Here is a 25,419-nt window from a genome sequence, read left to right on the forward strand (position 1 = left end):
CGCCGCGATCTGTTCAAGTTTCGCGGCAGTGGCAATGACGACTAGCTCCGCCAGCGACCCCAATCTGTCCCGGTGCTGCAGCGGACTTGTCGTGGGGGGGGGGGGGGGGGGGGGGGGGGGGGGGGGGGGCGCCCCCCCCCCCCCCCCCCCCGGGGGGGGGGGCCCCCCCCCCCCCCCCCCCGGGACCGGTCACCCGGCCGGGGTACGCGAGAGGCCGGACGGGTCCGGCGGGAGCGAGCGGTCAGACGGTGGAGGTCCGGTCCGCGCTGGTCTGCGGCTCCTCACCGGGGACGCTCGCGGCGGCCGGCCTCGGAACGGCGAACAGCAGGAACGACAGCAGGACGAAGACCGCAGCGGAGAGGATGGGCACCGCGCTGGAGCCGTCGATGATGCCGAAGACGACACCGGACAGGCCCGCGGAGATCGCCGCGATGGCACCGGCCGTGCCCATGACGGATCCCTGGTGGCTGTCGTCCACTGCCGCCGACATCATGCCCACCATGCCGCTGTAGGAGACGCCGTACGTGGCCGCGCCCACCAGGCACAGGGCGTAGAGCGCGATCATCGAGCCGGTCAGCGCGGTACCCGCGACGCACACGGTCATCCCGGCCAGCGCTCCGGCGACCGCGACCCGCGGCTTGAGGTACTTCATCGAGAGCGGCACCAGGGAGAGGAAGGACACGGCGAGTCCCACGCCGACCACCGAGATGAGGTTGGTGACCGCGCGCTGGTCGAAGCCCTCGTTGGCCGTCAGATAGAGGCCGATGAACTGGAAGAAGGCCGTCCAGCCCAGGGACATGAGGAGCAGCGCGAGCGAGAGCAGCCTGACCCCGGGGAACGCGAGGGCCTCGGTGAGGTGTTTGACCGGGTTCGGGAAGGCCATGCGCCCCGCGGGCCGGGGCGCATCGTCCTCGCGGTAGGCGACGAGCAGGACCAGCAGGTTGAGCAGGGTGATACCGGCGACGAACACGAAGGGGGTCGTGAGGTCGAACCAGGACACCAGGGCGGCGTCGCTGAGGTAACCGCCGATGAGCGGCCCCACCACGTACCCGCTGGAGACGCAGAACATGATCACGCCGATGGAGTTCACCCGGCGTTCCTTCGGCGTGACGTCGAGGATCGCCGCCTGGGCGACGGGCAGGCTGCCGGAGAACAGACCGCCGATGATCCGTCCGGCCACGAACAGCGGCACGTCCTGCCGCATCAGCCCCCAGATGGTCAGGACGTAACTCAGTGCCATTCCCAGCAGACACAGCAGGAGTGTCTTCTTGCGGCGGAAATGGTCGGAGAGCGAGCCGAGCAGCGGGGCGCCGAAGAACATCGCCAGTGAATAGCTGCCGATGGCGACCCCGTAGAACAGGTCGCGGGTACTGGTCCCGCCGCTGCCCATGATGCCGATATCGGCGTCGTAGGAGATCGGAATCAGTACGGGAATGATGAGACTGACACCTAAGTTGTCGATCAGAATGATGAAGTAGAGCGGGATGAGACTGGCCAACCCGTTTTTGCGCACGACTGTTTCTCCCTGTTCGATTCGGGTGGTACCAGTGACTCGTCGGGTCCTGGTGAAGCTGCGGTCAGGGGTGAGAACCGCGCGGACGGTATCTTAACGCACCGTGATTCACCGGGCGTTGACGGCCCGCAGGCCGCGCCCTGCGCCGGAGTCGCTGAACAGGTACGCTCCCGAATCCGTCGTCCGGCGCCTGTCGCGCGGTCTGCCGGGGCCGATGTCCGGCCGCCCGGTGACGGCTGTCGGCGCGTGTGACCTTTCCGTCGTATCCGTTGGCCGGTCACGGCCGAAACGAGGATTTTCCCGCTATGGAAGCGAACGAACTGAAGTCCGTGGAAAGCACGGTGCTGGAGGCGTTCCGCGACGTACTGGGCCTGGACCTGGTCGCCCCGGACATCCCTTTCGCCGCGCTCGGCGGGGACTCGATGCGGGCGGTACGCGTGTTGTCGCGGATGTGGCGTGAACTCGGCGTGGAACTGCCCGTGCACGCGCTCGGCAACGACACCACCGCCGCCGAGTTCGCCACGTCCGTCCGCGCGCACATGAACGGCAGGACCGCGTGAGCGAGCCGGGCGAGCCGGGCGGGCCGGGCGTCGCCCTCGCCTCGTCGTTCACCTCGGACGGGCTCGCCGGTGCCATGGCCCGGCGGCTGCGGGAGACCGGGCGCGAGCTGCGGACCGCGCCGTACGGTCAGCTCCTGGAGCCGCTGCTGGACCCGGAGGGTGTGCTGCTGGGCCACAGCGGGGTCAACGTCCTGCTGCTGCGCGCCGAGGACCTGTACCGGGGCGGCCAGGACCCCTCGGCCGGGAACCGGCTGCTGGACACGCTGCTGTCGGCGCTGTCCGCGGTGCCGGCCCGCAGCGCGGCCACCTGGCTGGTGGCGCTCGCCCCGCCGTCGCCCCGGGCGCTCGCCGACCCCGTGCAGGCCCGCTGGACCGAGGCCGCGGCGCGGCGGGTCGCCGAGACCGTCGGCCCGCTGCCGGGCACCCATCTCGTACCCCTCGACGATCTGGCCGACCGTTACGACGTGCCGGAGACGCACGACGAGTACGCCGACCGGATCGCGCATCTCCCCTACACCGAAGCGTACTTGGACGCACTGGCCGACCGGCTCGCACGGCTGGCCGCCACCACGTGGAACAGGCCCCGCAAGGTCGTGGTGCTCGACTGCGACAACACCCTGTGGACCGGAGTGTGCGGCGAGGACGGGCCGCTCGGGGTGGAGATCGGCCCGGGGCGCCGCGCGGTCCAGGAGTTCATGCTGGACCAGCGGGCGCGGGGAAAGCTGCTGTGCCTGTGCAGCCGCAACGAAGAGGCCGACGTGCGGGCCGTGTTCACCGAGAACCCCGGCATGGCCCTGACGCTTCGGGACATCACCGCGCACCGGATCGGCTGGGGGCCGAAGGCCCAGTACCTGTACGAGCTGTCGCAGGAGCTCGGGCTCGCGCTGAACTCGTTCGTGTTCGTGGACGACGACGCCGTCGAGTGCGCGTCGGTACGGGCGAAGCTGCCCGAGGTCGCCGTGGTGGAGCTGACCCGGGACTCCGCCGCCGCACCCGGGCAGTTGGCCGGGGAGACGGCCTTCGACATGCTGACGGTGACCGACGAGGATCGGCTGCGGGCCGACTGGTACGCGTCCGAGCCGGAGCGCCGGGCCCTGGAGGTGTCCCTCGCGGACTACGACGAGTTCCTGGCCCGCTGCGAGATCGACGTGACGATGGAGGCCCTGACGGATCCCGCGCTGGACCGGGCCGCGCAACTGACGGCGCGTACGACGCAGTTCACCCTGGCCGGCACCGCCTTCACGGTGCCGGAGCTGCGGCGGCTGCTCGACGGCGGCGGGCGGGGCTGGACGGTGCGGGTCCGTGACGTCTTCGGTGACTACGGCACGGTGGGGCTGGTGCTGGCCGAGGCCCGGGGGGACGTGCTGGACGTCCCGGTCTTCCTGCTGAGCTGCCGGGTCCTCAACCGGCGGGTGGAGACCCGGATGCTGCGGATGCTGAGCGCCGAGGCCCGCGCGGCGGGCTGCGGCACGGTGCGGCTGCCGTACCGGCCCACCGCGCGCAACGCGCCCGCGCGCCAGTTCCTCCAGTCGCTCTCCGGGAGCCCCGTCGGCGCCGGGGACGAGGCGGGCGCCGTGGAGGTGCCGGTGGGCGACTGGACCGACGCGCCCGCGCCGGCCGCGCCGTAGGCCGGCGCTCCGCGGTCGGGCACCGACCGCACCGCACGTGGCCGGTGATCCGGCCGGCCATCCGTCAGGCGTACGGCGCCGCGTGCCCGGAGCCGGAGTCGCGAGTCGGCTCCCGGCCCGTGGCCCGCACAGCCCGCGCCGCAGTGAGGGAACGAGGGATCAACTCCATGAATCCACGCACGAGACGCCGGTCACCGCGGCGCGGCGGGCTCCGGCTCCGGCTGGCCGCCGCGGCGGTCGGCTGCGCCGCCCTGACGCTGGCCGGCGTCGCGTCGGCGAGCACCGGTGCCCCGGCCCCGGAGGCTTCCGGGCCCGCCGGTCCGCCGAGCGTCCCCGTGAAGTCCCAGTGGGTCAGCGCGGGGCAGAACAATCACAACACCCGCCACGCCGCGACCGAGCGCACCATCGGCCCGGGGAACGTGGGCAGGCTGGCCCCGAAGTGGACCTTCACGACCGACGGCGACGTCTCCGCCACGCCCACCGTGGTCGACGGGACCGTCTACGTGCCCGACTGGGGCGGCACGCTGTGGGCCATCGACGCCGACAGCGGCAAGAAGATCTGGTCGAACAGCATCACCAGTTACGACGGGGTGGAGGGGCACATGTCCCGCACCAGCCCGGCGTACTGGAAGGGCAGCCTGTACATCGGCACCGGCACCCTGACCACGACGGCGATGAAGAGCGCGTACGTCATCTCCGTGGACGCCAGGACCGGCGCGAAGAAGTGGCTGACCAAGGTCGACGACGACCCGACGACGGTCATCACCTCCTCCCCCACGGTGGACGACGGGGTCATCTACGTGGGGACGTCGTCGAAGGCGTCGACCCTGCACGATCAGCCGGAGTTCCGCGGCGCGGTCCTTGCCATCGACGCGCGTACGGGCAAGATCCTGTGGAAGACCCGCACCATCCCGAAGGGCTACACCGGGGCGTCCGTGTGGGGCAGCCAGCCCGTGGTCGACCACAAGACCGGCCTGGTGTTCGTGGGCACGGGCAACAACTACACGTCGCCGCCCGGTGTCTGCGTCAACCCCAAGCAGACCGACTGCACGCCGCCCTCCGCCGACGACCACTTCGACAGCGTGCTCGCCCTGGACCTGAGGACCGGCAAGATCAGATGGGCCAAGCACACGCTGACGGCCGACACCTGGATGATGTACATGCAGAACCAGGCGCCGGACTTCGACTTCGGCTCGGCCCCGAACCTGTACACCACCAAGGTCGACGGCAAGCCGAAGGACCTGCTCGGCATCGGTCAGAAGAGCGGTGTGTACTACGCCCTGGAGCCGGCCACCGGCAAGGTCGTGTGGGAGACGCAGGTCGGCCCCGGCGGTGCGCTGGGCGGTATCCAGTGGGGCTCCGCCACCGACGGCAAGCGCATCTACGTCGGCATCGGCAACGGTGATCACCTTCCCTGGACGATCACCGCCGCGGACGGCACCACGTCCCGGGTCGAGAGCGGCTTCTTCGCGGCGGTCGACGCCGCCACCGGCGAGATCGAGTGGCAGACCGCCGATCCGCAGGGCGAGGAGGGCAAGTGGCTCGACGACTCCTTCATCACCAGTGCCAACGGCGTCATGTACGCGGGGTCGTCCGCGCCCGGCGGGACCAACATGTACGCGCTGGACACCAGGACCGGTGCGATCCTGTGGGACTTCGAGAGCGGCGGCTCCGTCTTCGGCGGCGCGGCCGTGGTGAACGGCGATGTCTTCTGGGGCTCGGGCTACTACATCTCCAACGTGGGTGAGGGCCTGAGCGGTCACAACAACAAGCTCTACCGCTTCACCCTGGACGGCCGCTGACACACCGTCACCAACGCGAACGGTCCGGGCAGATCCTGCCCGGACCGTTCGCGTGCGGGTACGGCCGTCAGCCCACGTGGGTCAGCCGCTCGCGGTCGCCGGCGACCGGTTGAACGCTGGGCTCCGGGTGGGCCATCAGGATCGAGCGCTGGAGCCGGCGCAGAGCGGCGGAGGGCTCAAGTCCGAACTCCCGCACGAGACTTGTCCGCAACCGCTGGTACACGTCGAGCGCCTCGCTGCGGCGGCCCGAGCGGTGCAGGGCGAGCATGAACTGGCCGTGCAGGTTCTCGTGCGTACGGTAGCGGCTGACCAGGACGGTCAGTTCGCCGAGGAGTTCACGGTGCCGGCCGAGCTTCAGGTCGGCCTCGATGCGCTGGTCGAGCGCGCAGAGCCGGGTCTCCTCCAGCCGCCGGGCCTGCATCTCCAGTTGCGGCCCCGCCTGTACGTCGGCGAGCGCGGAGCCGGTCCACAGGGCGAGGGCGTCGCCCAGTTCGCCGGCCGCGCGCGGGAAGTCGCCCGCGTCCATGGCCCGGTAGCCGAGTCCGGCGAGCCGCTCGAACTCGGCGACGTCGCTGGAGCCGCCGAAGGTGCGGAGCGCGTAACCCCCCGGAGTGGTGGTCAGGACGTCCTTGGGCGTGCGCGCGGGCGCGTCCTCGGGGGCCTTCTCCAGGGCCGTGGCGATCATCTCGCGCAGTTGCAGGATGTAGGTCTGAAGAGTGGTCCGCGCGCTGCGCGGCGGCCGGTCGCCCCAGAGCTCCTCGATGAGCGAGGCGACGGGTACGACCTGACCGGCGTGGAGCGCCAGCAGGGCCAGCACCTTTCGCGGTTTCGGAGCCCTCGGCGCCACCGAGACGCCGTTCTCCCTGACGGCCAAGGGGCCCAGTACTTCGATGTCCACGCCGTTTCCCCTCTTCGTGCATGAGTCATCATTCGCCCGGCGGTTCTCGTCCAGGGCCAGTCCTCGGTAGGTCGAGTTAAAAACAGCACGGACGGTTTGTCAATATCAAACCGTTCGCGCTGTTTTAAAGAGGCGCGCCGTCGACTTCGACGGTGCGCGACGGCGACTTCACGGAGGCGCGGCGTCCTCACCGCTCCGCACGCACGCCTCCCCGCCCGGCTCACCGGCGTGGGCCACGGGGCGGGCGGAGACCAGGACATGAGAGGGCGCGATACCGGGCAGCAGCAATTCCCAGAACCCGGCGATCCGGCGTTCGGCGAGCCACTGCGGATCGTCCCCGGCCAGCGCCTCGGAGCCCACCGTCACCGCCACGATCACGGCCGCGGCGTCGTCCGGCGAGACACCGGAGGCCAGATGCCCCTCCGCCTCGGCGCGGCGGAGCGTCTCCTCGACCCAGCCGTGCCAGGTGCGCAGCAGCCGGGGGCCGGGGCCGAGGGCGCGTTCGGAGCTGAGGTCGAAGCCGGCCCGCACGACGATGTCGTCCAAGAGGCTGCCCGCCAGTCCGTGCGTGGCGTCGACGAGCGTCTGGAGCGCGCTCGTCCCGGTACGGCCCATGGGCTGGACGAGCCCGCGGATCGCGTCGGCGGCGGCTTCCTCGACGGCGCGGGCGAGCGCCCTCTTGTTCTCGAAGTGGAAGTGGAGAGCGCCGTTGCTGACCCCCGCCCGCCGGCTGATCGTCGTGAGCGACGAAAGCACGTACCCCTCTTCCGCGAACACCGAGGCGGCGGCGTGGATCAGCGACTTCCTCGTGCGCACCGCACGTTCCTGCTTGGCCATTCAAGTTCTCCTGGGGCCGCCGACGAACGAGGCGGCTTCGACCGACGTGGTGTGACGCATGAGGGAAGTGGGATCACCGGGCCGGATCGCCGTACGCCCGGGACGGCGATCCGGGGTATTCGGAGCGCGGCGCCCTCGGCGGGCGGAAGAGCGCCCGGCGGTTCGGCGGGGTCGCTCACGTCGCCGTCGGCCGCCCGGTGGGCCGCGTCGCCCCGCGCGTCGGCGGGAAACGCTCTCGGTACCGGGGTCACGCATGCGACCTTAACAAACCGCCCACGCGGTTTATAGATGAAGGACGTGTCTATTCCTCTGATCGGCGACAGCGTCCGGGCGGGTTCCGGCCGCACGGCGCGAAGGCGCGCCACGACCGCCCTGCTCCGCCCCGCCCGCGCGGGCACCACCGCCCGCCACTCCGTGCGCAACCCGCCGGGCGCGCACTCTGCGCCACTCATCCGGCCAACATTGCCGCAGCCGGACCGAGGTGACGGTGCGCCGGACGGTCCGCGCGCCGTCGAACTACCGGGGAACATGCGAGATGCGGGGGCGCTCCCACCAGGCCCGACCGGCACGCCCGCCCCGTCCGCCCCCGGTCCGAAGGCGCCCGGAACAAGCCATTTCCCCCTGCCTGGCCGCCGGGTGACGTCTGGAAAGTAAACCGGGTGGTATGTATCTTTGCTCGCCCGGGTTCCACTTCCGTCCACGTCACCGCGATTCAGGGGACAACCGTGTCTGAGACCTCTCGCTTCACCCGCGCGATGCACGGCACTGCACGCAGTGTGAACGGTACGAAGGTGTCCACCGGTTCCGCCCTCCCGCGCCATGCCAACCTGACCACCACCGTCCCCAAGGAGTTCGTCCACCGGGCGAGCGTGGCCGAGGTGATGCTGACGGACTGGGCCCGCACAGGGGACCTGCGGTTCTCCGTCACGGCCCAGTGGCCGCGCGGGCACAGCTTCTTCACCCCCGTCGCCGACCGCTACGACCCGCTGATGGCCGCCGAGACGTTCCGTCAAGCGGGGGCGCTGCTGGCGCACGCGGAGTTCGAGGTCCCGCTCGACTTCCACTTCCTCATGTGGGATCTCACCATCGAGGTCCGTCCCGCGCACCTGGCGGTCGGCGGCGCCCCCGCCTCCCTGGAACTGGACGTCACCTGCCGGGACGTCAAGGAACGCGGCGGCGCACTCGCGGGCTTCCGCTACGACGTGGTGATGCGCCGCGACGGCCTGGTGGCCGCGACCGGCAGCGCCAGCTTCAGTTGCATGTCCCCCAACGTCTACCGCCGGTTGCGCCGGGGCCGCGGGCCCGATGCCGTACGTTCGCTGCCGCTGACCGCCCCCGCCGTACCGCAGGCCGTCGGCCGGGTCTCCCCCACGGATGTCGTCCTGTCCGCGACCCCCCGCCCGGACCGCTGGCGCCTGCGGCTGGACACCCGCCACCCGATACTCTTCGAGCACCCCGCCGACCATGTGCCGGGGATGGTCCTCCTGGAGGCCGCGCGGCAGGCGGCGCTCTCCATGGTGGGATGCCGCTCCGTACCCCTCGCCCTCAGCAGCGAGTTCACGCGGTACGTCGAGCTGGACGAGCCCTGCTTCATCGAGGCGCGGGTCGTTCCCGGGGACGGCACGCGGGTCGTGGTGACCGGCAGTCAGGGTGACGAGCCGGTCTTCTCCTCCGAGGTGACCATGGGGCCCCTCGCCGCCTGAGACAGCGGGAACCGCTGCCCCGGGGACCGGAGCCGGGCGGCCGGGGTCCCGGTTGCCGGCCGGCGTCATCCCGTCCGCCGGGTCTCCCCGGCGTGGACCGGCACGAACGCGCCCCGGTGGTCCTGGGCCCACTGCCGGAACGTCAGCGGCGCACGCCCCGTCAGCGCGCGCAGCGTGCCGTCCACCGCGGCCTTCGCCCCCGCCCGCTGTCTCTGCGCGCTCTCCAGCAGGGCGTCGACGATCGGCGCCGGGTAACGCGCCGTCATGCCCGCACGGGCCTGCTCCGGTGTCAACTCCTCGAAGCGCAGCGGCACTCCGAGGGCCTGCGCGAGCTGCCGGGTCTGCTCGACGGGGGTGACCGACTCGGGGCCGGTCAGCGTGTACGCCCTTCCCGCGTGGCCCTCCCCTGTCAACACCCGCACCGCGGCCTCGGCGACGTCCCGCGGGTCCACGCACGCGTTGGCCGACGTCCCGTGCAGAGCCTTCACGACCCCCTCGGAGCGGATGGAACGCGCCCAGGAGAGCGTGTTGCTCATGAAGGCGCGCGGCCGCAGCAGCGTCCATTCCAGACCGGAGGACCGCAGCAGTTGCTCGGTCGTACGCTGCCAGCGGGTGATGAGATCGGCGGCGTCCGGGTCGAGCACGGCCGCCGCAGACAGTTTCACCACCCGCCGCACACCCGCCGCGCGCGCCGCGCGGACGAGCCGCAGATCGTCGTCGCGGCCCGGACGGCTCGTAATCACCAGCAGCGTACTCACACCGCGCAGTGCCCGCTCCAGCGACGGCGGGTCGTCGTAGTCCGCGGCAACGGTTTCCGTCGCCCCGCCGCCCGTTACGATCTTGGCGGGATTTCTCGCCATCAGACGGAACCGGGGCCCCTCGGGCAACCGTCGTACCACCTCGCGACCCACCGTCCCCGTCGCTCCCGTCACCAGAATCATCAGACCTCTCCCCCTGGAGAAGAGCAGCACGTTCCGCTGCCCCACCCGGGCACGGACGACCCGCGGACGCTCGCCGCGCACGGCCGCGACCAGTAAGATACATACTGGGCGGTTTTTATTGCGCGGTTTTTACCGAGCACAGAAGCTCCACGGCTGCACCGACTGAAAGAGACCTTCATGGCCAAGCAGGACCGAGCCATCCGTACACGGAAGGTGATCCTTTCGGCGGCGGCCAAGGTCTTCGAGCAGAACGGCTTCCAGGCGGCGACGATCAGCGAGATCCTCAGGACCGCCGGCGTCACCAAGGGGGCCCTGTACTTCCACTTCCCCTCCAAGGAGGACCTCGCCCAGGAAGTGCTGTACGAGCAGGACCAGCGGCTCCCGGTCCAGGACCAGACGTGCAAGATCCAGCAGCTCGTCGACACCGTGATGCTGCACGCGCACCGGCTGCAGACCGATCCGATGGTGCGGGCGGGGGTCCGGCTCTCGCTCGACCAGCAGGCCCACGGTGTCGACCGGAGCGGGCCCTTCGTGCGCTGGTCCGGGATCGTGGAGACACTGCTCGCCGAGGCCCACGAGCGGGGTGAACTGCTCCCCCAGGTCGTCCTGACCGAGACCGCGGACGTCGTCGTCGGCGCCTTCGCCGGGGTCCAGGCCATGTCCCAGGCCATGTGCGACTACCACGACCTGCTGAACCGGGTCTCGGCGATGCTGCGGCATCTGCTGACCAGCGTGGCGGACCCCGCCGTCCTGGCCGGCGTGGAACTGGGCGCCGACCGGGGCCGCGTGGTGGCCGAGTCGCTGGTGCAGTCCGCACCGAGGGAACCGGCCCCGGTTAGCTGACGGCGTCGGCCACGTCGCGTTCGCCCGCTCCGCACCCACCGGGCCGCGGAGCCCCTCGTCCCGCGCCCGCGCCGACGGCTTCGCCGAAGTGGACCGCCAGCGCGCTCGCCAGGGGGTCTCCTCCGGGAGCCCAGGCGATGTACCCGTCGGGTCTCACCAGCAGTGCCTCGCACGGCAGTTCCGGAGTCCTCCCGGCGTCCACCACATGGAGCAGGCCCTGCCACGGCCGCGCCTGCCGCCGGTACTCCTCGTTGTCGTCGCCCGTGAGCAGCAGCAGCGGACGCCCCTGGCGCAACAGGCCGATCACGTCGTCACGCCCGTCCGCGGTGTCCACGGCGGCGTTGTCGAGGAACTGTCCCTCCCAGCGGGAGGGGTTCGCGGTGAGCGGCGGGAGCACGGTGTCCTGAGCGCTGACCGCCGACGCCAGGGCGTCCCCGAACGGTCCCCCGGCCAGCATCCCGGCGAACATGTCGCGCAGCGGGTCGAGTTCGCTCCCCGGGCGCATCAGGGCGAGCTGGGCGCGCGCGCCGTCGATGACGCGCCGGGCGGCGGGGCGGCGTTCCCTGTCGTACGTGTCGAGCAGCCCGCCGCCGGCCTCGCCGCGGACCGCGAGCGCCAGTTTCCAGCCGAGATTGAGCGCGTCGAGCAGTCCGGTGCTCAGCCCCTGGCCGCCGATCGGGAAATGGACGTGCGCCGCGTCCCCGGCCAGCAGGACCCGCCCGGCACGGTAGGAGGAGGCCAGCCGGGAGTAGTCGCTGAACCGGCTCAGCCACCGGGGCCCGGTCATCGTCACGTCCCGGCCGGCGATCCACCCCGCCTCGTGCTGGAACTCGGCCAGGGTGAGCGGCAGATGGCGCGCGGGGTGCGGCCCGGAACAGTTGAGGGTGCGCAGCCGCAGGACGCCTCCGCCCGCGTCCTTCGCGATGAGCCAGCCTCGTGGTGTCCGGTGCCATCCGGGCCGTACCGCCGCCGTGTCGGCAAGCCGGACGTCCCCGGCCATCGCGGACACCGTCGCCGGGTACGAGCGGGCCGTAATGCCCGCCTGGGCGCGGGTGGTGCCGCGCGCGCCGTCCGCGCCCACCAGGTACGCGGCGGTGAACGCCACCCGCCCCGACGGCCCGTCCGCCTCGACGCGCACCGCGTCGGGTGTCTGCCGGACACCGGTCACCCGGTGGTTGCGCAGCACGCGCACGCCGGCGGCCTGGGCCCGCTCGCCGAACAACCGCTCCAGATCCTCCTGCGGGCATTTGAGGACGGGCTCGGGCTCGTGGGCGGGGACGGAGATCATCAGCCCCGGAATTCCGGCGAAGTGGAACGGGCTGGCCTGGCGGGCCGGGGCGCGGGGCCCGTCGGGGCCGGGGAGATGGCCGCGACGGTGCAGGCACTGCACCGTACGGGCGTGCAGGGTGGTGGCCTTCGGCCTGCGGGACACCTCGTCGCGCGCCTCCAGGACCACGGTGCGGACTCCGCGCCCCGCCAACTCGCAGGCCAGGAGCATGCCGACGGGCCCGCCCCCGACGACGACCACCTGGGGCCGCCCGCCGTTCGCCGTCACACGCCTCCCCCGTTCCTGGACGCCCTCGTGGGAGGAAATATACCGCGCAGCCGGTTCTCGCCAGGGGCTGGGTGATGCCGTACGCCGTGAGCGATGTCGCCCGCGACCATCTGGCCGGCCGGTGGGAAACGGCCAGGGCCGCCTTGCTCGGGCGGGTCAACGCCGAGGTTTTCCTGGGCTTCTGACTCACCGTCATCGGCATGGAGGGGGCCGACGCGAGTGTGTGCCGGCAAGAAGGGCGCCTGACCGGGGGTATGCCCGGCAGGCGCCCTTCTTGGCGCACATCTGAGCAGCGAGCCGAAACACTCGCTTACTCCCGATTACCCCCGTATTCCCGATATGAAATGGCCGGCCCTCAGACCGCCGGCGTGAAGCGGTCCCAGGCGCGGTGGTGGGCCAGCAGGGCGGTCAGCGGCTCCAGCACCGCGTCGGCACTGCCGGCGGCCACCACACCGGGAGCATCGGGCGCGATTCCGGCCGCCACCAGCGCTTCTGTCCCGTCCGCCCAGGCGCCGAGTGCCTTGCCGTGCCGGTACGCCTCGCTGATCAGCAGCAGTACGCGCGGGTCGATTCCCAATGCTGCGGCCGCGTCGTCGTCCACCTTGGCATCGCGGGCGCCGTAGGCATCCGAGCCGGGGGTCGGCGCTCCGGCAAGCAGGATCGCGTCGAACTCGGTGGAACGAGCGGTGGCAAACGTACGTTGCACGGTGACGGGTTCGCCGTCCGCGTCGAGTGTGCCACCGACCGGCGCGATCACGAGAGGAACCATCCCGGCGTCCAGGACTGCCTGACGGACGGCCCGTAGACCGGTCAGGTCCTGGTCTCCGGCGGTGACGATGCCGATGATCCGGCCGTCGAGCGGCCAGCTCCCGCCCAGTTGCGACAGTGCGGTGCTGGGCTGCGGCTCGGTCAGCGGCACGGATGCCTCGGGCGCGGGCAGTCCCAGCCCGAACGCGACCTCGGCGCACAGGATCGGGTCGATGTTGGCCAGCACGGTCAGTGCCCGTTCCTTGATCGCCGCCTCCCAGCACTTGTTGAGTTCGAAGGTGTACGCGGCGACGATGTGCTCGCGTTCGGTGGGTGTCATGCTCAGCCAGAACAGCCGGGCCTGGCTGAAGTGGTCGTCGAAGGAGGCTGCCGCATCCCGGACCTTCCGGCCGGCGGGCACCTCGGCCGGGACTTCGATGTAGGCGCCGGTGTCCTCGCCGGCCAGGAACGGACAGCCACCGTCGAGGGAGTTGGGGTGGTACGGAGCGACGCCGCGGTGGACGGCACTCTGGTGCATGCCGTCACGGAGCATGTCGTTGACCGGGGCGTGGGTGCGGTTGATCGGGAGCTGACCGAAGTTGGGGCCGCCCAGCCGGCTGATCTGCGTGTCGAGATACGAGAACAGCCGCCCCTGGAGCAGCGGGTCGTTGGTCACGTCGATACCGGGGACGAGGTGGCCGACGTGGAAGGCGACCTGTTCGGTCTCGGCGAAGTAGTTCGACGGGTTGGCGTTCAGTGTCATCAGCCCGACCGGCTGCACCGGGGCCAGCTCCTCCGGCACGATCTTCGTCGGGTCCAGCAGGTCGATACCCTCGAACATCTGGTCCTCGGTGTCCGGGAAGGTCTGCACTCCCAGCTCCCACTGCGGGAACGCGCCGGCCTCGATCGCGTCGGCCAGGTCCCGGCGGTGGAAGTCCGGATCCATTCCCGAGGTGATCTGCGCTTCCTCCCACACGAGGGAGTGCACACCGAGCTTGGGCTTCCAGTGGAACTTCACCAAAGTGGTGGCGCCCTCGTCGTTGACCAGGCGGAAGGTGTGGACGCCGAAGCCCTCCATCATGCGGTACGAGCGCGGAATCCCGCGGTCCGACATGTTCCACAGCGTGTGGTGGGTGGCCTCGGTGTGCAGGGTGACGAAGTCCCAGAACGTGTCGTGGGCGCTCTGCGCCTGCGGAATCTCCCGGTCCGGGTGCGGCTTGCCGGCGTGGATCACGTCGGGGAACTTGATCGCGTCCTGGATGAAGAACACCGGGATGTTGTTGCCGATCAGGTCGAAGACACCTTCGTCGGTGTAGAACTTCGTGGCGAAGCCACGGGTGTCGCGCACCGTGTCGGCGGAGCCGCGCGAGCCCAGCACCGTGGAGAAGCGGACGAAGACGGGCGTCTCCACGTCCTTGGCCAGGAACGCCGCCTTACTGATCTGCGCGGCGGTGCCGTACCCCTGGAAGACGCCGTGCGCGGCGGCGCCGCGGGCGTGCACGACGCGCTCCGGGATCCGCTCGTGGTCGAAGTGGGTGACCTTCTCGCGGAGGTGGTGGTCCTGCAGCAGCACCGGTCCGCGCGGGCCGGCCTTCAACGAGTGATCGGTGTCGTACAGCCGGGCGCCCTGAGCGGTCGTCAGCCGGTTCCCGGCCTGGGCGACCTTCTTCTGCGGGACGCCGGTCTGCTGACCTGTCGGGCTGTACGTGTCAGGCCCGCTCTGATCCGCCTTGGGAGGCAGCGGGCCGACCGGCTCGGTGGGCTCATCCACCGACGGCGGCACGGGACTCGGCGCCCCGGGAATCTCGTTGCCCGGGTGCACAACCTCCTGCACCTTCTCGACCACCTTGTCCGCTGCGGCCGCCACGGGATTCTTCTTCTCGCTCACCAGAGATTCCGATCATTCAGTGGGTTACGCCACCGCGATGACGCAGCAATGTCCGGACATTCACGACATCACGTGACGCACGAGTACCCTTCCACCTCCGGCTGACACACGGGTTATGGGCCATTCGGCGGCCTGCCGACGACGTTCACCTGGGGCCAAGCCGAGTCGCACGGTGCACGTGAGGGGTCTTCCTCGTTTCACGGCTTCCGGAGATCTGGCGGCACGACTCGGGCCACCGCCGCGTAGATGCCGCTCCCCTCGGGGGCGGGAGCGGGTGTGCCCTGGAACCATTCGGGGGCGGTGACCAGGCCGGGGTCCAGGATCTCAAGGCCGTCGAAGAAGTGGCCGACCTCCTCACGGGTGCGGAAGCCCAGTTTGATCCCGCCCTTGGCGTACTGCGCGGTGACCAGGTCGGCGAGGTCCGTGTAGCGGTCCGACGCGGCGTGCGAGAGGACCAGGGCGCTGCCCGGCGGCAGCGCGTCGACCAGCGTGGCCACGATGCCGTACGGGTCCTGCTCGTCGGGGACGAAGTGCATGAGCGCGATGAGGGAGAGCGCGATCGGCCGGTCGAAGTCGAGGAACTGCCGGGCGTGTCGGAGGATCGCCTCCGGCTCGCGCACGTCCGCCTGGATGTAGTCCGTGACGCCGTCGGACGTACTGACGAGCAGGGCCTCGGCGTGCCGCAGCACGATGGGATCGTTGTCGGTGTAGACGATGCGGGCCGCCGGGTTGATCTCCTGGACGATCTGGTGCAGGTTCGGCTCGGTGGGGATACCCGTGCCGATGTCGAGGAACTGATCGATTCCGGTACCGGCCAGCCACGCCGCCGCCCGATTCATGAACGCACGATTCTGCCGGGCGGCGTCCTTCGCCTCCGGCGGGAGCTGCTCGCCCACCTCCTGGTCGACGCGGTAGTTGTCCTTCCCGCCAAGGAGCCAGTCGTAGACACGCGCCGGGTGAGGCTTGCTGGTGTCGATCTGGACCTTGGGCGTACCTGCCGTCATGAACGGCTCCTTACACGGGCGGACGGTAGTGGACCGGCGCAGCGCTGCCACCGACCGGTCGGCCGGCCGGCCACAGCCCTCTGAGCTTCGGACAAAGTATCAACTGCCGTGCCGGGGACGGCCTCAGGGGAGTCGCGGTGTCAGTTCGCGGTCTTGAGGAACGCCGTCAGACTGTCCAGCAGCATCGTGGTGCCCTGCTCGGCGAGGTCGCGTTCGTCGGCGGTGTCGCAGGTCTGGGACGCCACGATGCTCGTCTCGTGACCGCTCAGCTCGGCGAATTCGACCGTCATCAGCCCCTGCTCGCTCTTCCCCGGCGCGTCCATGCCGACCACCAGACGCCGGTTCTCCTCGACCTCGGCGTAGGAACCGGTCAGCGGGAACTGCCCGGCGTCCGGGGTGACGATCGTGGACTTCCAGGCCCCGCCCGGCCGCACATCCATCTCGACCGACCCCGGGGCGGCGTAGGACCACTGCGCGTAGGACTCCGCGGTGGTCCAGGCGCTCCACACCTCCGCCACCGGGGACGGCAACGTCCGCTCCAGCGTGTAGGAGAAGCCTTCGGCCGTGCTCTGCTGCGTGGTCATCTCGCACTCCCTGTCTCCCCCGTGTGGGGATGTCGCACTGTAGACAGGGGCCGCGCTCAAAACTCAGCGGTCTCCCGGATATTTTCTCGGCGGTCACTCACGGTGACCGGGGCTGCCGGAGGCCGCTCATGCCCGCCTCGCGCAGCTCGGCCACCGCCAGATCTCGCAGTACGCGGGCGGCGGCGGTGAACTCGGGTCTCGCCGGTTTCTGTTACACCCAGTTCACCGACACCGAGCAGGAGATCAACGGCCTGTTGACTGCCGACCGCCGCCCGAAGATGCCGGTGGCCGAGCTGCGCGATATCCTTACCCGGCCCCGGTCGGCGCGCAGTTCGTGACGCCCGTGTACCCACGGGGCACTACCCGCGGCCGCACAGCGCGCGGTCGGTGAGTGACTGCACGGCCCGGTCGGCCTTCGTCTGGTCGACCAGGGCCGTGGTGGTGGTGATCGACACGGTCACGGCCCGGCGCCCGTCCTCGCTCACCGCGGGCCTGGTGTACACGCCGAGCCCGTCGCCCTCGTGCAGGTAGTACACCCCGCCGCAGGTCAGCGGGATGGCGCGCAGACCGAGCCCGTACCCGCCCTGCTTGCCCGACGGCGGCACCGGCAGGTCGTCGTACGGGACGGTCTCGCGCATCTGCCGCCACAGCCCGGCCGGCAGCAGCTTTCCCTTCGCCAGCGCGGTGAAGAAGGTGTTCAGGTCGGACGGGGTGCTGACGACGCCGGAGTCCGCGGTGTGCTGGAGGCTCTGCTCGGTCAGGTCCAGCGGCGTACCGCCGGGTCCATCGATCGTGACCCGCACATGCGGGCCGGGCAGGAAGGGGTTCTCGCCGGGGACGGAGGTGTGCCGCAATCCGAGCGGGGCGATGATCCGGTGCTCGACCAGCTCCCGCCAGGTGGCGCCGCCGGCGTCCGCCTTCTGGGCGATCATCGCCGCGAGGAGGTAGTTGGTGTTGGAGTACGCCCACTGCCGCGCCGAGCCCGCCGGTCCTGGGGTGAACAGGGGGTGGTGCCGCATCGCGACGGCGACCAGTTCTTCGGCCGGTGTCGCGTCGTGGCGGTTCTCGTCGAAGTGGTTGATGAGGGCGTCCTGCATGCCGGGGTCGGTGATGTAGTCGTAGACCCCGCTGGTCTGCTGGAGCAGGTCCCGTACGGTGATGCGCGACCCGTCGTTGCCGTTCCCGCCGACCACGCCGGGCAGCCAGTGCTCGACCGTGTCGTCGAGCGAAAGCCTTCCCTCGGCGACCAGTTGGAGTACGACCACCGCCGTGAACGTCTTCGTCGTACTCGCCACCCGGAAGTGCGGGTCCCACGGCACCGGCGCCTTCGATCCGACGCCCGCCGTGCCGTACCGCGCGCGCAGCGCACCCTGCGGTGTGTCCAGCCGCGCGACGACGTTCACATCGCCTCCCCCGGCCGCCCTGACCGCGGCAAGGTCCCGCCTCAGGTCGGCGGCGGTGTAGCCGGCGCCACTCCCCGACGCGGTCGGCCCCGACCGCTGACGCCCCACCGCCTGCGCCCCCACGGGCAGTACCGACGCCGCCACGACGACGGCGAGTGCGACGGCGGTCTTCCTGGCGGTCCCTGACCTGGCAACGCGCATGCTGTTCCCCTTACTCACGGCCGGTGTGTCCGGCACTGATCCGGCAGGCCTTCAGTCAAACGGCCGAACGATCTCCGGAACATGGCCTTGCCACCCGGGGCCATGGTGGACGTAACCCCCCGGGGAACAGTGGGGACAACAGGCCCGGACACGCGTCGGCGGCCAGGGCGACCCGGGCTGTCGGAACCGGTGTACGGCGGTGGCTCTCAGTAAGCTGACACGTCGAGCAAAGGAGCACCGCGCATGAGTTTCCGTCTCAAGGCGATCAGCCGTGAGGAGCATCTGGCCTTCGTCAAGGCCATGCCCTCGGCAAGCCACATGCAGGTTCCGTCCTGGGGGGATGTGAAGCCGGACTGGCGGGCGGAGAGTCTCGGCTGGTTCGACGGGAGCGACCGTCTCGTCGGGGTGGGGCTGGTGCTGTTCCGGCCGCTGCCGAAGATCAAGCGGTATCTCGCCTATCTGCCCGAGGGGCCGGTCATCGACTGGGCCGCGCCGGATCTTGAGCGGTGGCTGGAGCCGATGCTCGCGTACCTCAAGGCTCAGGGCGCCTTCTCGGTGAAGATGGGCCCGCCCGTCGTCGCCCGCCGCTGGAGTGCGGAGGCGGTCAAGGCCGCGATCGCCGATCCGCAGGCCAAGCAGTTGCGTGACGCCGAGGCCACCGTGCAGGAGGCGCAGGCCGCCGGTGTCGCCGACCGGCTCCGGCGGATGGGCTGGCAGCAGACCGAGGCCGGCGGCGAGGACGGCTTCGCCGCCGGGCAGCCGCGCTATGTGTTCCAGGTCCCGTTCGCGGGCCGCTCGCTGGAGGACATCCAGCGCGGCCTCAACCAGCAGTGGCGCCGCAACATCAAGAAGGCCGAGAAGGCAGGTGTCAAGGTCGTCCGGGGCGACTACGACGACCTGCCGGCGTTCTACGACATCTACGTGGAGACCGCCGAGCGCGACCGGTTCATCCCGCGCCCGCTGGCCTACTTCCAGCGCATGTGGACCGCGCTGACGGCCGAGGACCCGGACCGGATGCGGCTCTACCTCGCCCACCACGACGGGGAAGTGCTCGCTGCGGCGACGATGCTGACTGTCGGTCAGCACGTCTGGTACTCCTACGGCGCGTCCACCAACCGCAAGCGCGAGGTCCAGCCGAACAACGCGATCCAGTGGCGGATGATGTCCGACGCCCATGAACTCGGCGCGGGCGTCTACGACTTCCGAGGCATCACCGACACACTGGAGGAGGACAACCACCTGCTGGGCCTGCTCCGGTTCAAGGTCGGCTCGGGCGGTCAGGCCGTGGAGTACCTCGGTGAGTGGGACTTCCCCCTCAACAAGCTCCTGCACAAGGCGCTCGGCCTCTACATGTCGCGCCGCTGAGTCCGAAGGGGCGCGGTGCCCCGATCGCACCGGTACCGCTTGCGGGCGGTACCGGTGCGATCGGGGCGGTGGTGCGTCCGGCCTGCCGGGCGGGCGCTACTTCAGGTGGCGGGTGTAGAACCGGGCCCCGTCGTCCAGCTCGAACCACGGGGTGCCGGTGTGGCCGCCCAGGTTGGCGTGCAGTGTCTTCTCCTTCGTGCCGAAGGCGTCGAACAGGTCAAGGGCCCGTTGCCGGGGGTTCCCCTCGTCGTCCCACTGCAGCAGCATCAGCAGCGGAACGGTGACCTGCCGGGCCTCTTCGCGTTGGGCGAGGGGCACGTACCCCCCTGCGAAGAAGCCGGCGGCCGCGACACGCGGTTCGACCGCCGCCAGCCGGATACCGAGGGCCATCCACCCGTTGTAGCCGACCCGGCCGCCGATCTCGGGCAGGGACAGCAGGGCGTCCAGGGCGGTCTGCCAGTCCGGGACCGCCTTCTCGACCAGCGGTCCGATGAAGGATTCGAAGATGTCGTCGACCGGCTCCCCGGCCCGTATCGCCCGGCGGAGGTCCTCGCGGGCCTGCTCGTCCGCGGCGGAACGGGGCCGGTCACCGCACCCGGCGGCGTCGATGCTGGCCACCGCGAAGCCGCGCGCCGCGGTGGTCCGGGCGCGGGCCACCAGCCGGGGCTGGTTCTTGGACATGGCGTTGTTGTGGGCCATCAGGATCAGCGGAGCCGGCGCTGCGGACTCGGGCGTCCACAGGGTGCCGGGGATCTCGCCGAGGGCGAATTCGCGTTCGAGGACGCCGTCGTCGAGGCGCTGCTGGGAGGTGAAATGCATGGTCGTGCCTTTCGGGAGAGCTGCTTGCGGCGCTCCCGGGACGACCTATCGTCCGACCGCGACCCCGGAGGGGAGCACCCATGTCGATACTGCGTTCACGGGTACCACCTCCTCGTTCTCTCGCACGGCCTCCGCGAAGGTAGCAGGGGTCGCGGTCGTTCACCAACCGGTTTTCACGCGCGCTACCAAGGGCCGGTGGCCGCGCGCAGGGTGAGCCCGATGCCTACGAGCAGGACGAGGCCGGACGTGGCGACCGGGCCGATCGCGGCCAGCCGGGCGAGCGCCGCCCAGCGGGGGCTGGTCGCGGTGCGGGCCGTCCGGTCGATGCGTTCGCGGAGCCGTACGAGCAGCAGGCCGGCGAGGGTGAGGGTGCCGGCCATTCCCAGCCCGTAGCCGAGGACGAGCAGCACGCCGAAGGCGGTGCGGCCCAGCGCCACGGCTCCCAGCAGGACGACGAGGGCGGACGGGCTGGGGACAAGTCCGCCCGCGATGCCCATGCCGATCAGGCCGCCGCGCGTGGCGGCCGGCGCGGTGTGGGTGTGCGGCTCGTGACCGTCGTCCTTCGTCAGCAGGGCGACGGCCGACTCGTCGCTCTGCGCCCGCGCGGGAGCCGCGTCCGGGTGGGGGTGGTGATGGTGGTGTGCGTGGCCATGCCCGTGGGAATGCCCGTGGCCGTGGCCGTGGGCATGCGAGTGGCCGGGGGTGTACCGGTTGAGTACGGCGGAGCGCAGCAGCCATACGCCGATGGCGGTGACGAGAAGGCCGCTGGCCAGGCCGAGCCAGGTCAGCACCGTCTCGCCGGCCAGGCCGGTCGCGACGGGGAGGATCAGCCCGAGGGCCAGTACGCCCGCGGTGTGGGTGAGGGTGACGGTGGCGCCGACGACGACCGCGTCCTTCGGTGTCCCCCGGCGCCCGGCGAGGTAGGCGGCCATGATGGTTTTGCCGTGGCCGGGCATCGCGGCGTGCGAGGCCCCGAGGACGACGGCCAGCAGGAGCGCCAACATGCCCACGGAGAAGGTGAGTTCGCGGGCGCCGACGAGCGAGTCGAAGGCGCCGGACACCTGGGCGAGGGCGGTCGTGAGCAGTCCGGACCCGGGCAGGGCCGCGGGTACGACACCGGCGCTGCGGCCCGGCGCTGTGCGCAGTACGGCGGATCGCTGGTCGAGCGGGTTCGCCAGGGGGTCCGTCGGGTAGTGGCGCAGTTCGCCGGTGGCCGACGCGGTGGGTACGTCGGAGGCGACGAGGGCGACTCCCTTGCCCTGCGCGGTGATTTCCCGCCAGCCGATACGGCGGCTGTCGTAGCCGGTTCGTACGGTGACGTCGGCCGGGTGTGCCAGGTCGGCGGCGGCCGTCAGTTCGCAGGTGAGGCGGCTCGTCCGCAGTCCGGCCTCGCCGGGACGGTAGGCGAAGGCGCTGCTGCCGGCGTGCCAGGCGGCGTCGCCCCCGGCCTCGACGCGCAGTTGACGGGTCACCGTGCCGCACTGGGCGCGGGCGTACGTGCGGGCCTCGGCCGGGGTGACGGTGCCGTTGCCGTCGCGGTCGACCTGGGGGCGTTCCTGGGCCGTGGAGATCTCGGCCCGGTCGACGACGATACGGGCGTCGATCCGGTCGGTACGCAGGGTCAGGCCGGTGTGGTAGTTGACGGTGAAGTTGCCCAACGGGTGGGCGGAGGCGGGCTGTACGGCTGCGGCGGTCGCGGTGGCGACGGCGGCGGCCAGGGTGCAGGCGGCGAGTGCGCGGTGGAGGGTGAGGTTCATGACGCGGAGTCGATTCGGCGCAGTGCGGCGCGCGCCCGGGGCGCGAGCAGAGGATGGAAGTGCGGGTCGACGGCCAGGGCCCGTTCGAGGTCGGCACGCGCCGACGCCCGGTGGCCGAGGGACTGTTGGATGGTGCCGCGGTGGTAGAGGGAGAGCGCGCTGCGGGTGCCGAGGGCCAGGGCGCGGTCGGCGTACGGCAGTGCTTCGTCGTCCCGTCCCGCGCGGTGCAGCGCCCAGGCGTAGGCGTCCTGTACGGCGATGAAGGGCCGGTTCCGCAGTGCGGCCCGGCCCAGGGCGACGGCGCGGCGGGCGTCGCCGTGGTCGGCTTCGAACAGGACGTCGTCCACGTCGGGGGCGATGCCGCCGGCCCGGCGGAGCTGCTCCTGCGTACGCATCAGCGCGTACTGGGTGTCGGCCTGTGCGCGGTGGCCGAGGGACTGGTGCAGCTCACCGAGGCCGACGACGTACTGAGGCAGTGGTGCGATGGCGACGGCGGCGGTGTAGTCGGCGATGGCTTGCCGGGTGTGGCCGAGTGCCGCGTCGGCGCGGGCCCGCGCCTCCAGCAGGGCGGCGTCGTGCGGGGCGGCGCGCAGGCCGCCGCTGGCCTCGCGCAGTGCGGTGCGGGCGTCGCCGGAGTCCTGGGCCAGGGTGGCGAGATGCAGCCGGGTGAACGCCTGGTCGCCGGGGCCTGCCGCGTCGTCCAGTGCCCGCTTCATCAGGGCGCGGGCCTGGGGGATGTCGCCGCGCAACTCCCAGGTGTAGGAGGCGCGGGCGAGCGAGGAGGTGTCGGGGCGGAGGTCGACCATGCGCTGCACGGCGCGGTACGAGTCGGCGTACCGGCCGAGTTGGGTGTACGCGTCGGCGAGGACCGCCTGGGCCGCCGCGTTGGCGGGGTTGGCGGCCGCGGCCTTCCTGCCCCGGGCCAGTGCGGTGGTGAAGTCGTGCCGGGCCGCCGCGAGGGCGCCCATGCCGGTCTGCGCCTGGTAGTTGTCGTCGGGCTGGATCTCCAGCGAGCGCCGCAGCGCGGACTCCGCCTTCGTGTAGGTCGCCGCGTCCGCGGTGACGCGGCCCTGTTGGACGTAGGCCATGCCCAACTGCGCCCAGCCGGCGGCGTCCTGCGGCAGCCGCTCCACCTGCTTCCGCATCGAGGCGAGCGAACTGACCCGGGCGGCACCGGGCGGCGACGCCGCGCTTACCGGCTGGCCGGTGTTCTGGCCGGTGTTCTGGCCGGTGTTCTGCGGCGACAGTCCCACCGCGCCCGCGGTGAACATGGCAGCGCCCAGGGCCAGGGTGACGGCGGTGGTGCGCAGCCGTCTGCGGCTCGCGGTTCTGGGCGTGTTGGCGGTGGGCTGGGGCACGGTCCTCCTCGCGGAGCGCGTTGCGGTGGGGGGACAGGGGCCGGGCGAAGCTGGGAGGACATCGCCCGGCCCCGGTCATGAGGCGGGGCGGGTCAGCCGGTGGTGCGGCGCCGCTTCATGCGGTAGGCACCGGTACCCAGCAGCAGGGCGCCGACGCCGCCGATCGCCGCCGCGTTGCTCGGGTTCGTCACGCCCGCATGCCGCGCGCCGGCCCGGGTGGCGTTGACGTTCTTGGTCTCCGGCAGGGCCAGGTAGGGGAAGGCGGTGCCGAAGCGGACGTCGTTCTTGTCCACCTTGTCCCCCGCAGCGAGCGCGGGCACCAGCTTGCCCGTCTGGGCCGCGCCTTCCACGGCTTGCAGGGAGATGTCGATGACGTCGTCGGCCAGCCGGCGTCCGTTGGGGAAGCCTGCCAGGTCGCCGGCGAGCACACCGAGCCGCTGCGGCTTCTTGGCGGGCGCGACGCCCATGTTCAGCCGCAGTTCCTCCGCCGGGACGATCTCGTCCGGGTCGGCGTCCTTGTTGAGGCTGTGCGCGTTGAGGTCCGCCTTGATGGGACCGCACGCCGTGCAGACACCGGTCAGATAGATCTCGGCGAGGTCGTTGCGCGGCACCTTCGGGGCGGGCACCCCGTAGACCTTCTTGATCAGCTTGGGCAGGATCGGGTCGTAGACCTTGTCGACGACCGGCTGCACGGTGCGGTCCTGGTCCGGCGAGATCGAGTTGAAGGCGTCCTTGTACTTGATCGGTACGACGACCTCGTTGACCAGCGGGTTGCCGAGGCGGGAGACCTGGCGCCAGTCGTCGCCGTGGGTCTTCACCCGGCTGTCGGACACGTTCGCGCCGCGGCGTTCGGTGGTGGACCAGATGCCGACGACCGGGTTGCGGCCGGCGCTCCCGTGCAGGGCGAGCAGTCGCTTGGGCACCTGGAGGGCGACGGAGTTCACGTTGTAACCGGCCAGGGTGTCCTTGCCGCGCTCGCTCAGGTTTCCGCCGTAGAGCAGGTCGAAGACGCGCAGGTCGGCGAAGAACGGGTCCTCCGCCTGCCCGGCGAACGCCTTGGCCCCGCCGGGCACGGGGCGTACGGCCTGCGCGCGCAGCGCCGCGTAGTTGGGCATGGAAGCGGGGCCGGTACGGGACGGGGCGACCGGTGCGTCGTGCAGCAGCGTCTCGGTGTGGCCGTCGGTGGTGACGGTCAGGTCGTACACCTGGCGGAAGTTGAGATTGGCATCGTCGATCTTGCGTACGGGCCCGGTGTTGTACAGGAACTGGTTCTCGGCGTCGCGGACCTCGCTGCGGAAGTACCAGGTGTACGTGACGTCGGGGCGGCCGTCACCGGTGTTGTCGATGTTGATGTGGTATCGGGCGTCGTCGGCGAACGCGTAGAAGTTGGGCCCGCCGTTGGGTTCCTCGAAGGGGATCCAGTTGGCGACCATGGTCACGGTGTCGGAGCGGTCCGGACTCGTGAACGCGTACACATCGGTGTTGTCCGCGCGGGGGTCGCCGGCCACCATCGGCGCTTCGCGGTGGCTGGAGGCGGAGCTGACGCCCGGCGCCAGAGTCAGTGCGGCCAGCCCGGTGGCCAGTGCGCTCGCGCCGAGAACGAGCAGCGACTGGTCGAGGGTGCGTCGTGAACGCGGCTGTGATGAGGGGGACTTCATAGGGTTCCTCTCGTCTGCGGATACGCCCGCCCGCGCTGCCTGCGGCTGGGCCGCACGGCAGAGCGGGGTCAGGTGAGCAAGGGTGCGGTCGGTCGACCCAGCGGGCGGGACATCAATCGGGACGAGTCCGGGCGGCTTCCACGAAGGCACGGGGGCATGGTGCCTTCGCCGGTCGAGTACCACTGCGCGGTGGAACGGGCCACCGCACAGATGGCAGCGAACCATGAAAAACCGGTGAGAAGTGCCGTACGGCTGCGGGGACCCGGGGGCGGTCGCCGGGCTCGTCCCGCTGAAGCCGCAGGTCGAAGCGGCTGCGGGCGCTGCTCGGACCGACGGAGAAAACATCGCGACACGG

20 protein-coding genes are annotated in these 25,419 nt (G+C 71.2%); 7 read left to right on the forward strand and 13 right to left on the reverse strand.

Features of this window, described 5'->3' with window-relative positions:
• Positions 1-241: 241 nt before the first annotated feature.
• Positions 242-1,513, reverse strand: coding sequence for an MFS transporter (locus tag ACZ63I_RS16635; RefSeq protein WP_469339269.1), 1,272 nt, complete (start codon positions 1,511-1,513; stop codon positions 242-244).
• A gap of 305 nt (positions 1,514-1,818) precedes the next feature.
• Between ACZ63I_RS16635 and ACZ63I_RS16640 the strand changes: the two genes are divergently transcribed.
• The 3 genes from ACZ63I_RS16640 to ACZ63I_RS16650 all read left to right on the forward strand — a co-directional run bounded on the left by ACZ63I_RS16640 (position 1,819) and on the right by ACZ63I_RS16650 (position 5,503).
• The gene (locus tag ACZ63I_RS16640) at positions 1,819-2,073 is read left to right on the forward strand and encodes an acyl carrier protein (RefSeq protein WP_469339271.1); all 255 of its coding nucleotides are present in this window, start codon (positions 1,819-1,821) and stop codon (positions 2,071-2,073) included.
• Complete coding sequence (locus ACZ63I_RS16645; RefSeq protein ID WP_469339272.1) at positions 2,070-3,701, forward strand: HAD-IIIC family phosphatase; 1,632 nt, start codon at positions 2,070-2,072, stop codon at positions 3,699-3,701. Before ACZ63I_RS16640 ends, ACZ63I_RS16645 begins: the two co-directional genes overlap by 4 nt.
• Positions 3,702-3,868: 167 nt before the next feature.
• Positions 3,869-5,503 carry an outer membrane protein assembly factor BamB family protein gene (locus tag ACZ63I_RS16650; RefSeq protein WP_469339273.1) on the forward strand — a complete coding sequence of 545 codons (1,635 nt, stop codon included), beginning with the start codon at positions 3,869-3,871 and terminating at the stop codon, positions 5,501-5,503.
• A 67-nt stretch (positions 5,504-5,570) separates the two neighbouring features.
• Here the strand turns inward: ACZ63I_RS16650 and ACZ63I_RS16655 are convergent, their stop codons facing one another.
• Positions 5,571-6,401 carry an AfsR/SARP family transcriptional regulator gene (locus ACZ63I_RS16655; RefSeq protein ID WP_469339275.1) on the reverse strand — a complete coding sequence of 277 codons (831 nt, stop codon included), beginning with the start codon at positions 6,399-6,401 and terminating at the stop codon, positions 5,571-5,573.
• Between the two features lie 168 nt (positions 6,402-6,569).
• Positions 6,570-7,238 carry a ScbR family autoregulator-binding transcription factor gene (locus tag ACZ63I_RS16660; RefSeq protein ID WP_469339276.1) on the reverse strand — a complete coding sequence of 223 codons (669 nt, stop codon included), beginning with the start codon at positions 7,236-7,238 and terminating at the stop codon, positions 6,570-6,572.
• A gap of 725 nt (positions 7,239-7,963) precedes the next feature.
• Here ACZ63I_RS16660 and ACZ63I_RS16665 point away from each other — a divergent pair.
• On the forward strand, positions 7,964-8,941 hold the full coding sequence (locus ACZ63I_RS16665; protein WP_469339277.1) for a ScbA/BarX family gamma-butyrolactone biosynthesis protein: 978 nt from the start codon (positions 7,964-7,966) through the stop codon (positions 8,939-8,941).
• Positions 8,942-9,006: 65 nt separating this feature from the next.
• Here ACZ63I_RS16665 and ACZ63I_RS16670 read toward each other — a convergent pair whose 3' ends face one another.
• Positions 9,007-9,882 (reverse strand): NAD(P)H-binding protein, encoded by an 876-nt coding sequence (locus ACZ63I_RS16670; protein ID WP_469339279.1) that lies wholly within the window; start codon positions 9,880-9,882, stop codon positions 9,007-9,009.
• 177 nt (positions 9,883-10,059) lie between these two features.
• Here ACZ63I_RS16670 and ACZ63I_RS16675 point away from each other — a divergent pair, with 177 nt between their 5' ends.
• A complete protein-coding gene (locus ACZ63I_RS16675; RefSeq protein ID WP_469339280.1) occupies positions 10,060-10,725 on the forward strand; it encodes a ScbR family autoregulator-binding transcription factor in 666 nt (221 codons plus the stop codon).
• Here ACZ63I_RS16675 and ACZ63I_RS16680 read toward each other — a convergent pair.
• From ACZ63I_RS16680 to ACZ63I_RS16695, 4 genes are all read right to left on the reverse strand, one after another.
• Positions 10,718-12,280: an FAD-dependent monooxygenase gene (locus ACZ63I_RS16680; RefSeq protein ID WP_469339281.1), complete on the reverse strand. Its 1,563-nt coding sequence runs from the start codon at positions 12,278-12,280 to the stop codon at positions 10,718-10,720. The two genes, ACZ63I_RS16675 and ACZ63I_RS16680, sit on opposite strands and share 8 nt — an antisense overlap.
• Before the next feature lie 355 nt (positions 12,281-12,635).
• Positions 12,636-14,915 carry a catalase gene (locus tag ACZ63I_RS16685; protein ID WP_469339283.1) on the reverse strand — a complete coding sequence of 760 codons (2,280 nt, stop codon included), beginning with the start codon at positions 14,913-14,915 and terminating at the stop codon, positions 12,636-12,638.
• Between the two features lie 197 nt (positions 14,916-15,112).
• Entirely contained in the window at positions 15,113-15,919 is an 807-nt protein-coding gene (locus ACZ63I_RS16690; protein WP_469339285.1) for an SAM-dependent methyltransferase, read from the reverse strand.
• 140 nt (positions 15,920-16,059) lie between these two features.
• Positions 16,060-16,503, reverse strand: a complete 444-nt coding sequence (locus ACZ63I_RS16695; protein ID WP_469339287.1) for an SRPBCC family protein — start codon at positions 16,501-16,503, stop codon at positions 16,060-16,062.
• Between the two features lie 128 nt (positions 16,504-16,631).
• Between ACZ63I_RS16695 and ACZ63I_RS16700 the strand changes: the two genes are divergently transcribed.
• The gene (locus tag ACZ63I_RS16700) at positions 16,632-16,841 is read left to right on the forward strand and encodes an RNA-binding protein (protein WP_469339289.1); all 210 of its coding nucleotides are present in this window, start codon (positions 16,632-16,634) and stop codon (positions 16,839-16,841) included.
• A gap of 21 nt (positions 16,842-16,862) precedes the next feature.
• On the opposite strand, the gene ACZ63I_RS16705 is transcribed toward ACZ63I_RS16700, so the two are convergent.
• On the reverse strand, positions 16,863-18,107 hold the full coding sequence (locus tag ACZ63I_RS16705) for a serine hydrolase domain-containing protein (RefSeq protein WP_469339291.1): 1,245 nt from the start codon (positions 18,105-18,107) through the stop codon (positions 16,863-16,865).
• A gap of 243 nt (positions 18,108-18,350) precedes the next feature.
• On the opposite strand from ACZ63I_RS16705, the gene ACZ63I_RS16710 reads away from it, so the two are divergent.
• Positions 18,351-19,472, forward strand: a complete 1,122-nt coding sequence (locus ACZ63I_RS16710) for a lipid II:glycine glycyltransferase FemX (protein ID WP_469339292.1) — start codon at positions 18,351-18,353, stop codon at positions 19,470-19,472.
• 96 nt (positions 19,473-19,568) lie between these two features.
• Here the strand turns inward: ACZ63I_RS16710 and ACZ63I_RS16715 are convergent, their stop codons facing one another.
• The 4 genes from ACZ63I_RS16715 to ACZ63I_RS16730 all read right to left on the reverse strand — a co-directional run bounded on the left by ACZ63I_RS16715 (position 19,569) and on the right by ACZ63I_RS16730 (position 25,064).
• Positions 19,569-20,291, reverse strand: coding sequence for a dienelactone hydrolase family protein (locus ACZ63I_RS16715; protein ID WP_469339294.1), 723 nt, complete (start codon positions 20,289-20,291; stop codon positions 19,569-19,571).
• Between the two features lie 182 nt (positions 20,292-20,473).
• Complete coding sequence (locus ACZ63I_RS16720; RefSeq protein WP_469339295.1) at positions 20,474-22,048, reverse strand: nickel/cobalt transporter; 1,575 nt, start codon at positions 22,046-22,048, stop codon at positions 20,474-20,476.
• Entirely contained in the window at positions 22,045-23,406 is a 1,362-nt protein-coding gene (locus ACZ63I_RS16725; protein WP_469339297.1) for a tetratricopeptide repeat protein, read from the reverse strand. Before ACZ63I_RS16725 ends, ACZ63I_RS16720 begins: the two co-directional genes overlap by 4 nt.
• Positions 23,407-23,498: 92 nt before the next feature.
• Positions 23,499-25,064, reverse strand: coding sequence for a DUF4331 domain-containing protein (locus tag ACZ63I_RS16730; RefSeq protein WP_469339298.1), 1,566 nt, complete (start codon positions 25,062-25,064; stop codon positions 23,499-23,501).
• Positions 25,065-25,419: the final 355 nt, after the last annotated feature.

The sequence above is a fragment of the Streptomyces sp. NPDC087906 genome (assembly GCF_055584925.1).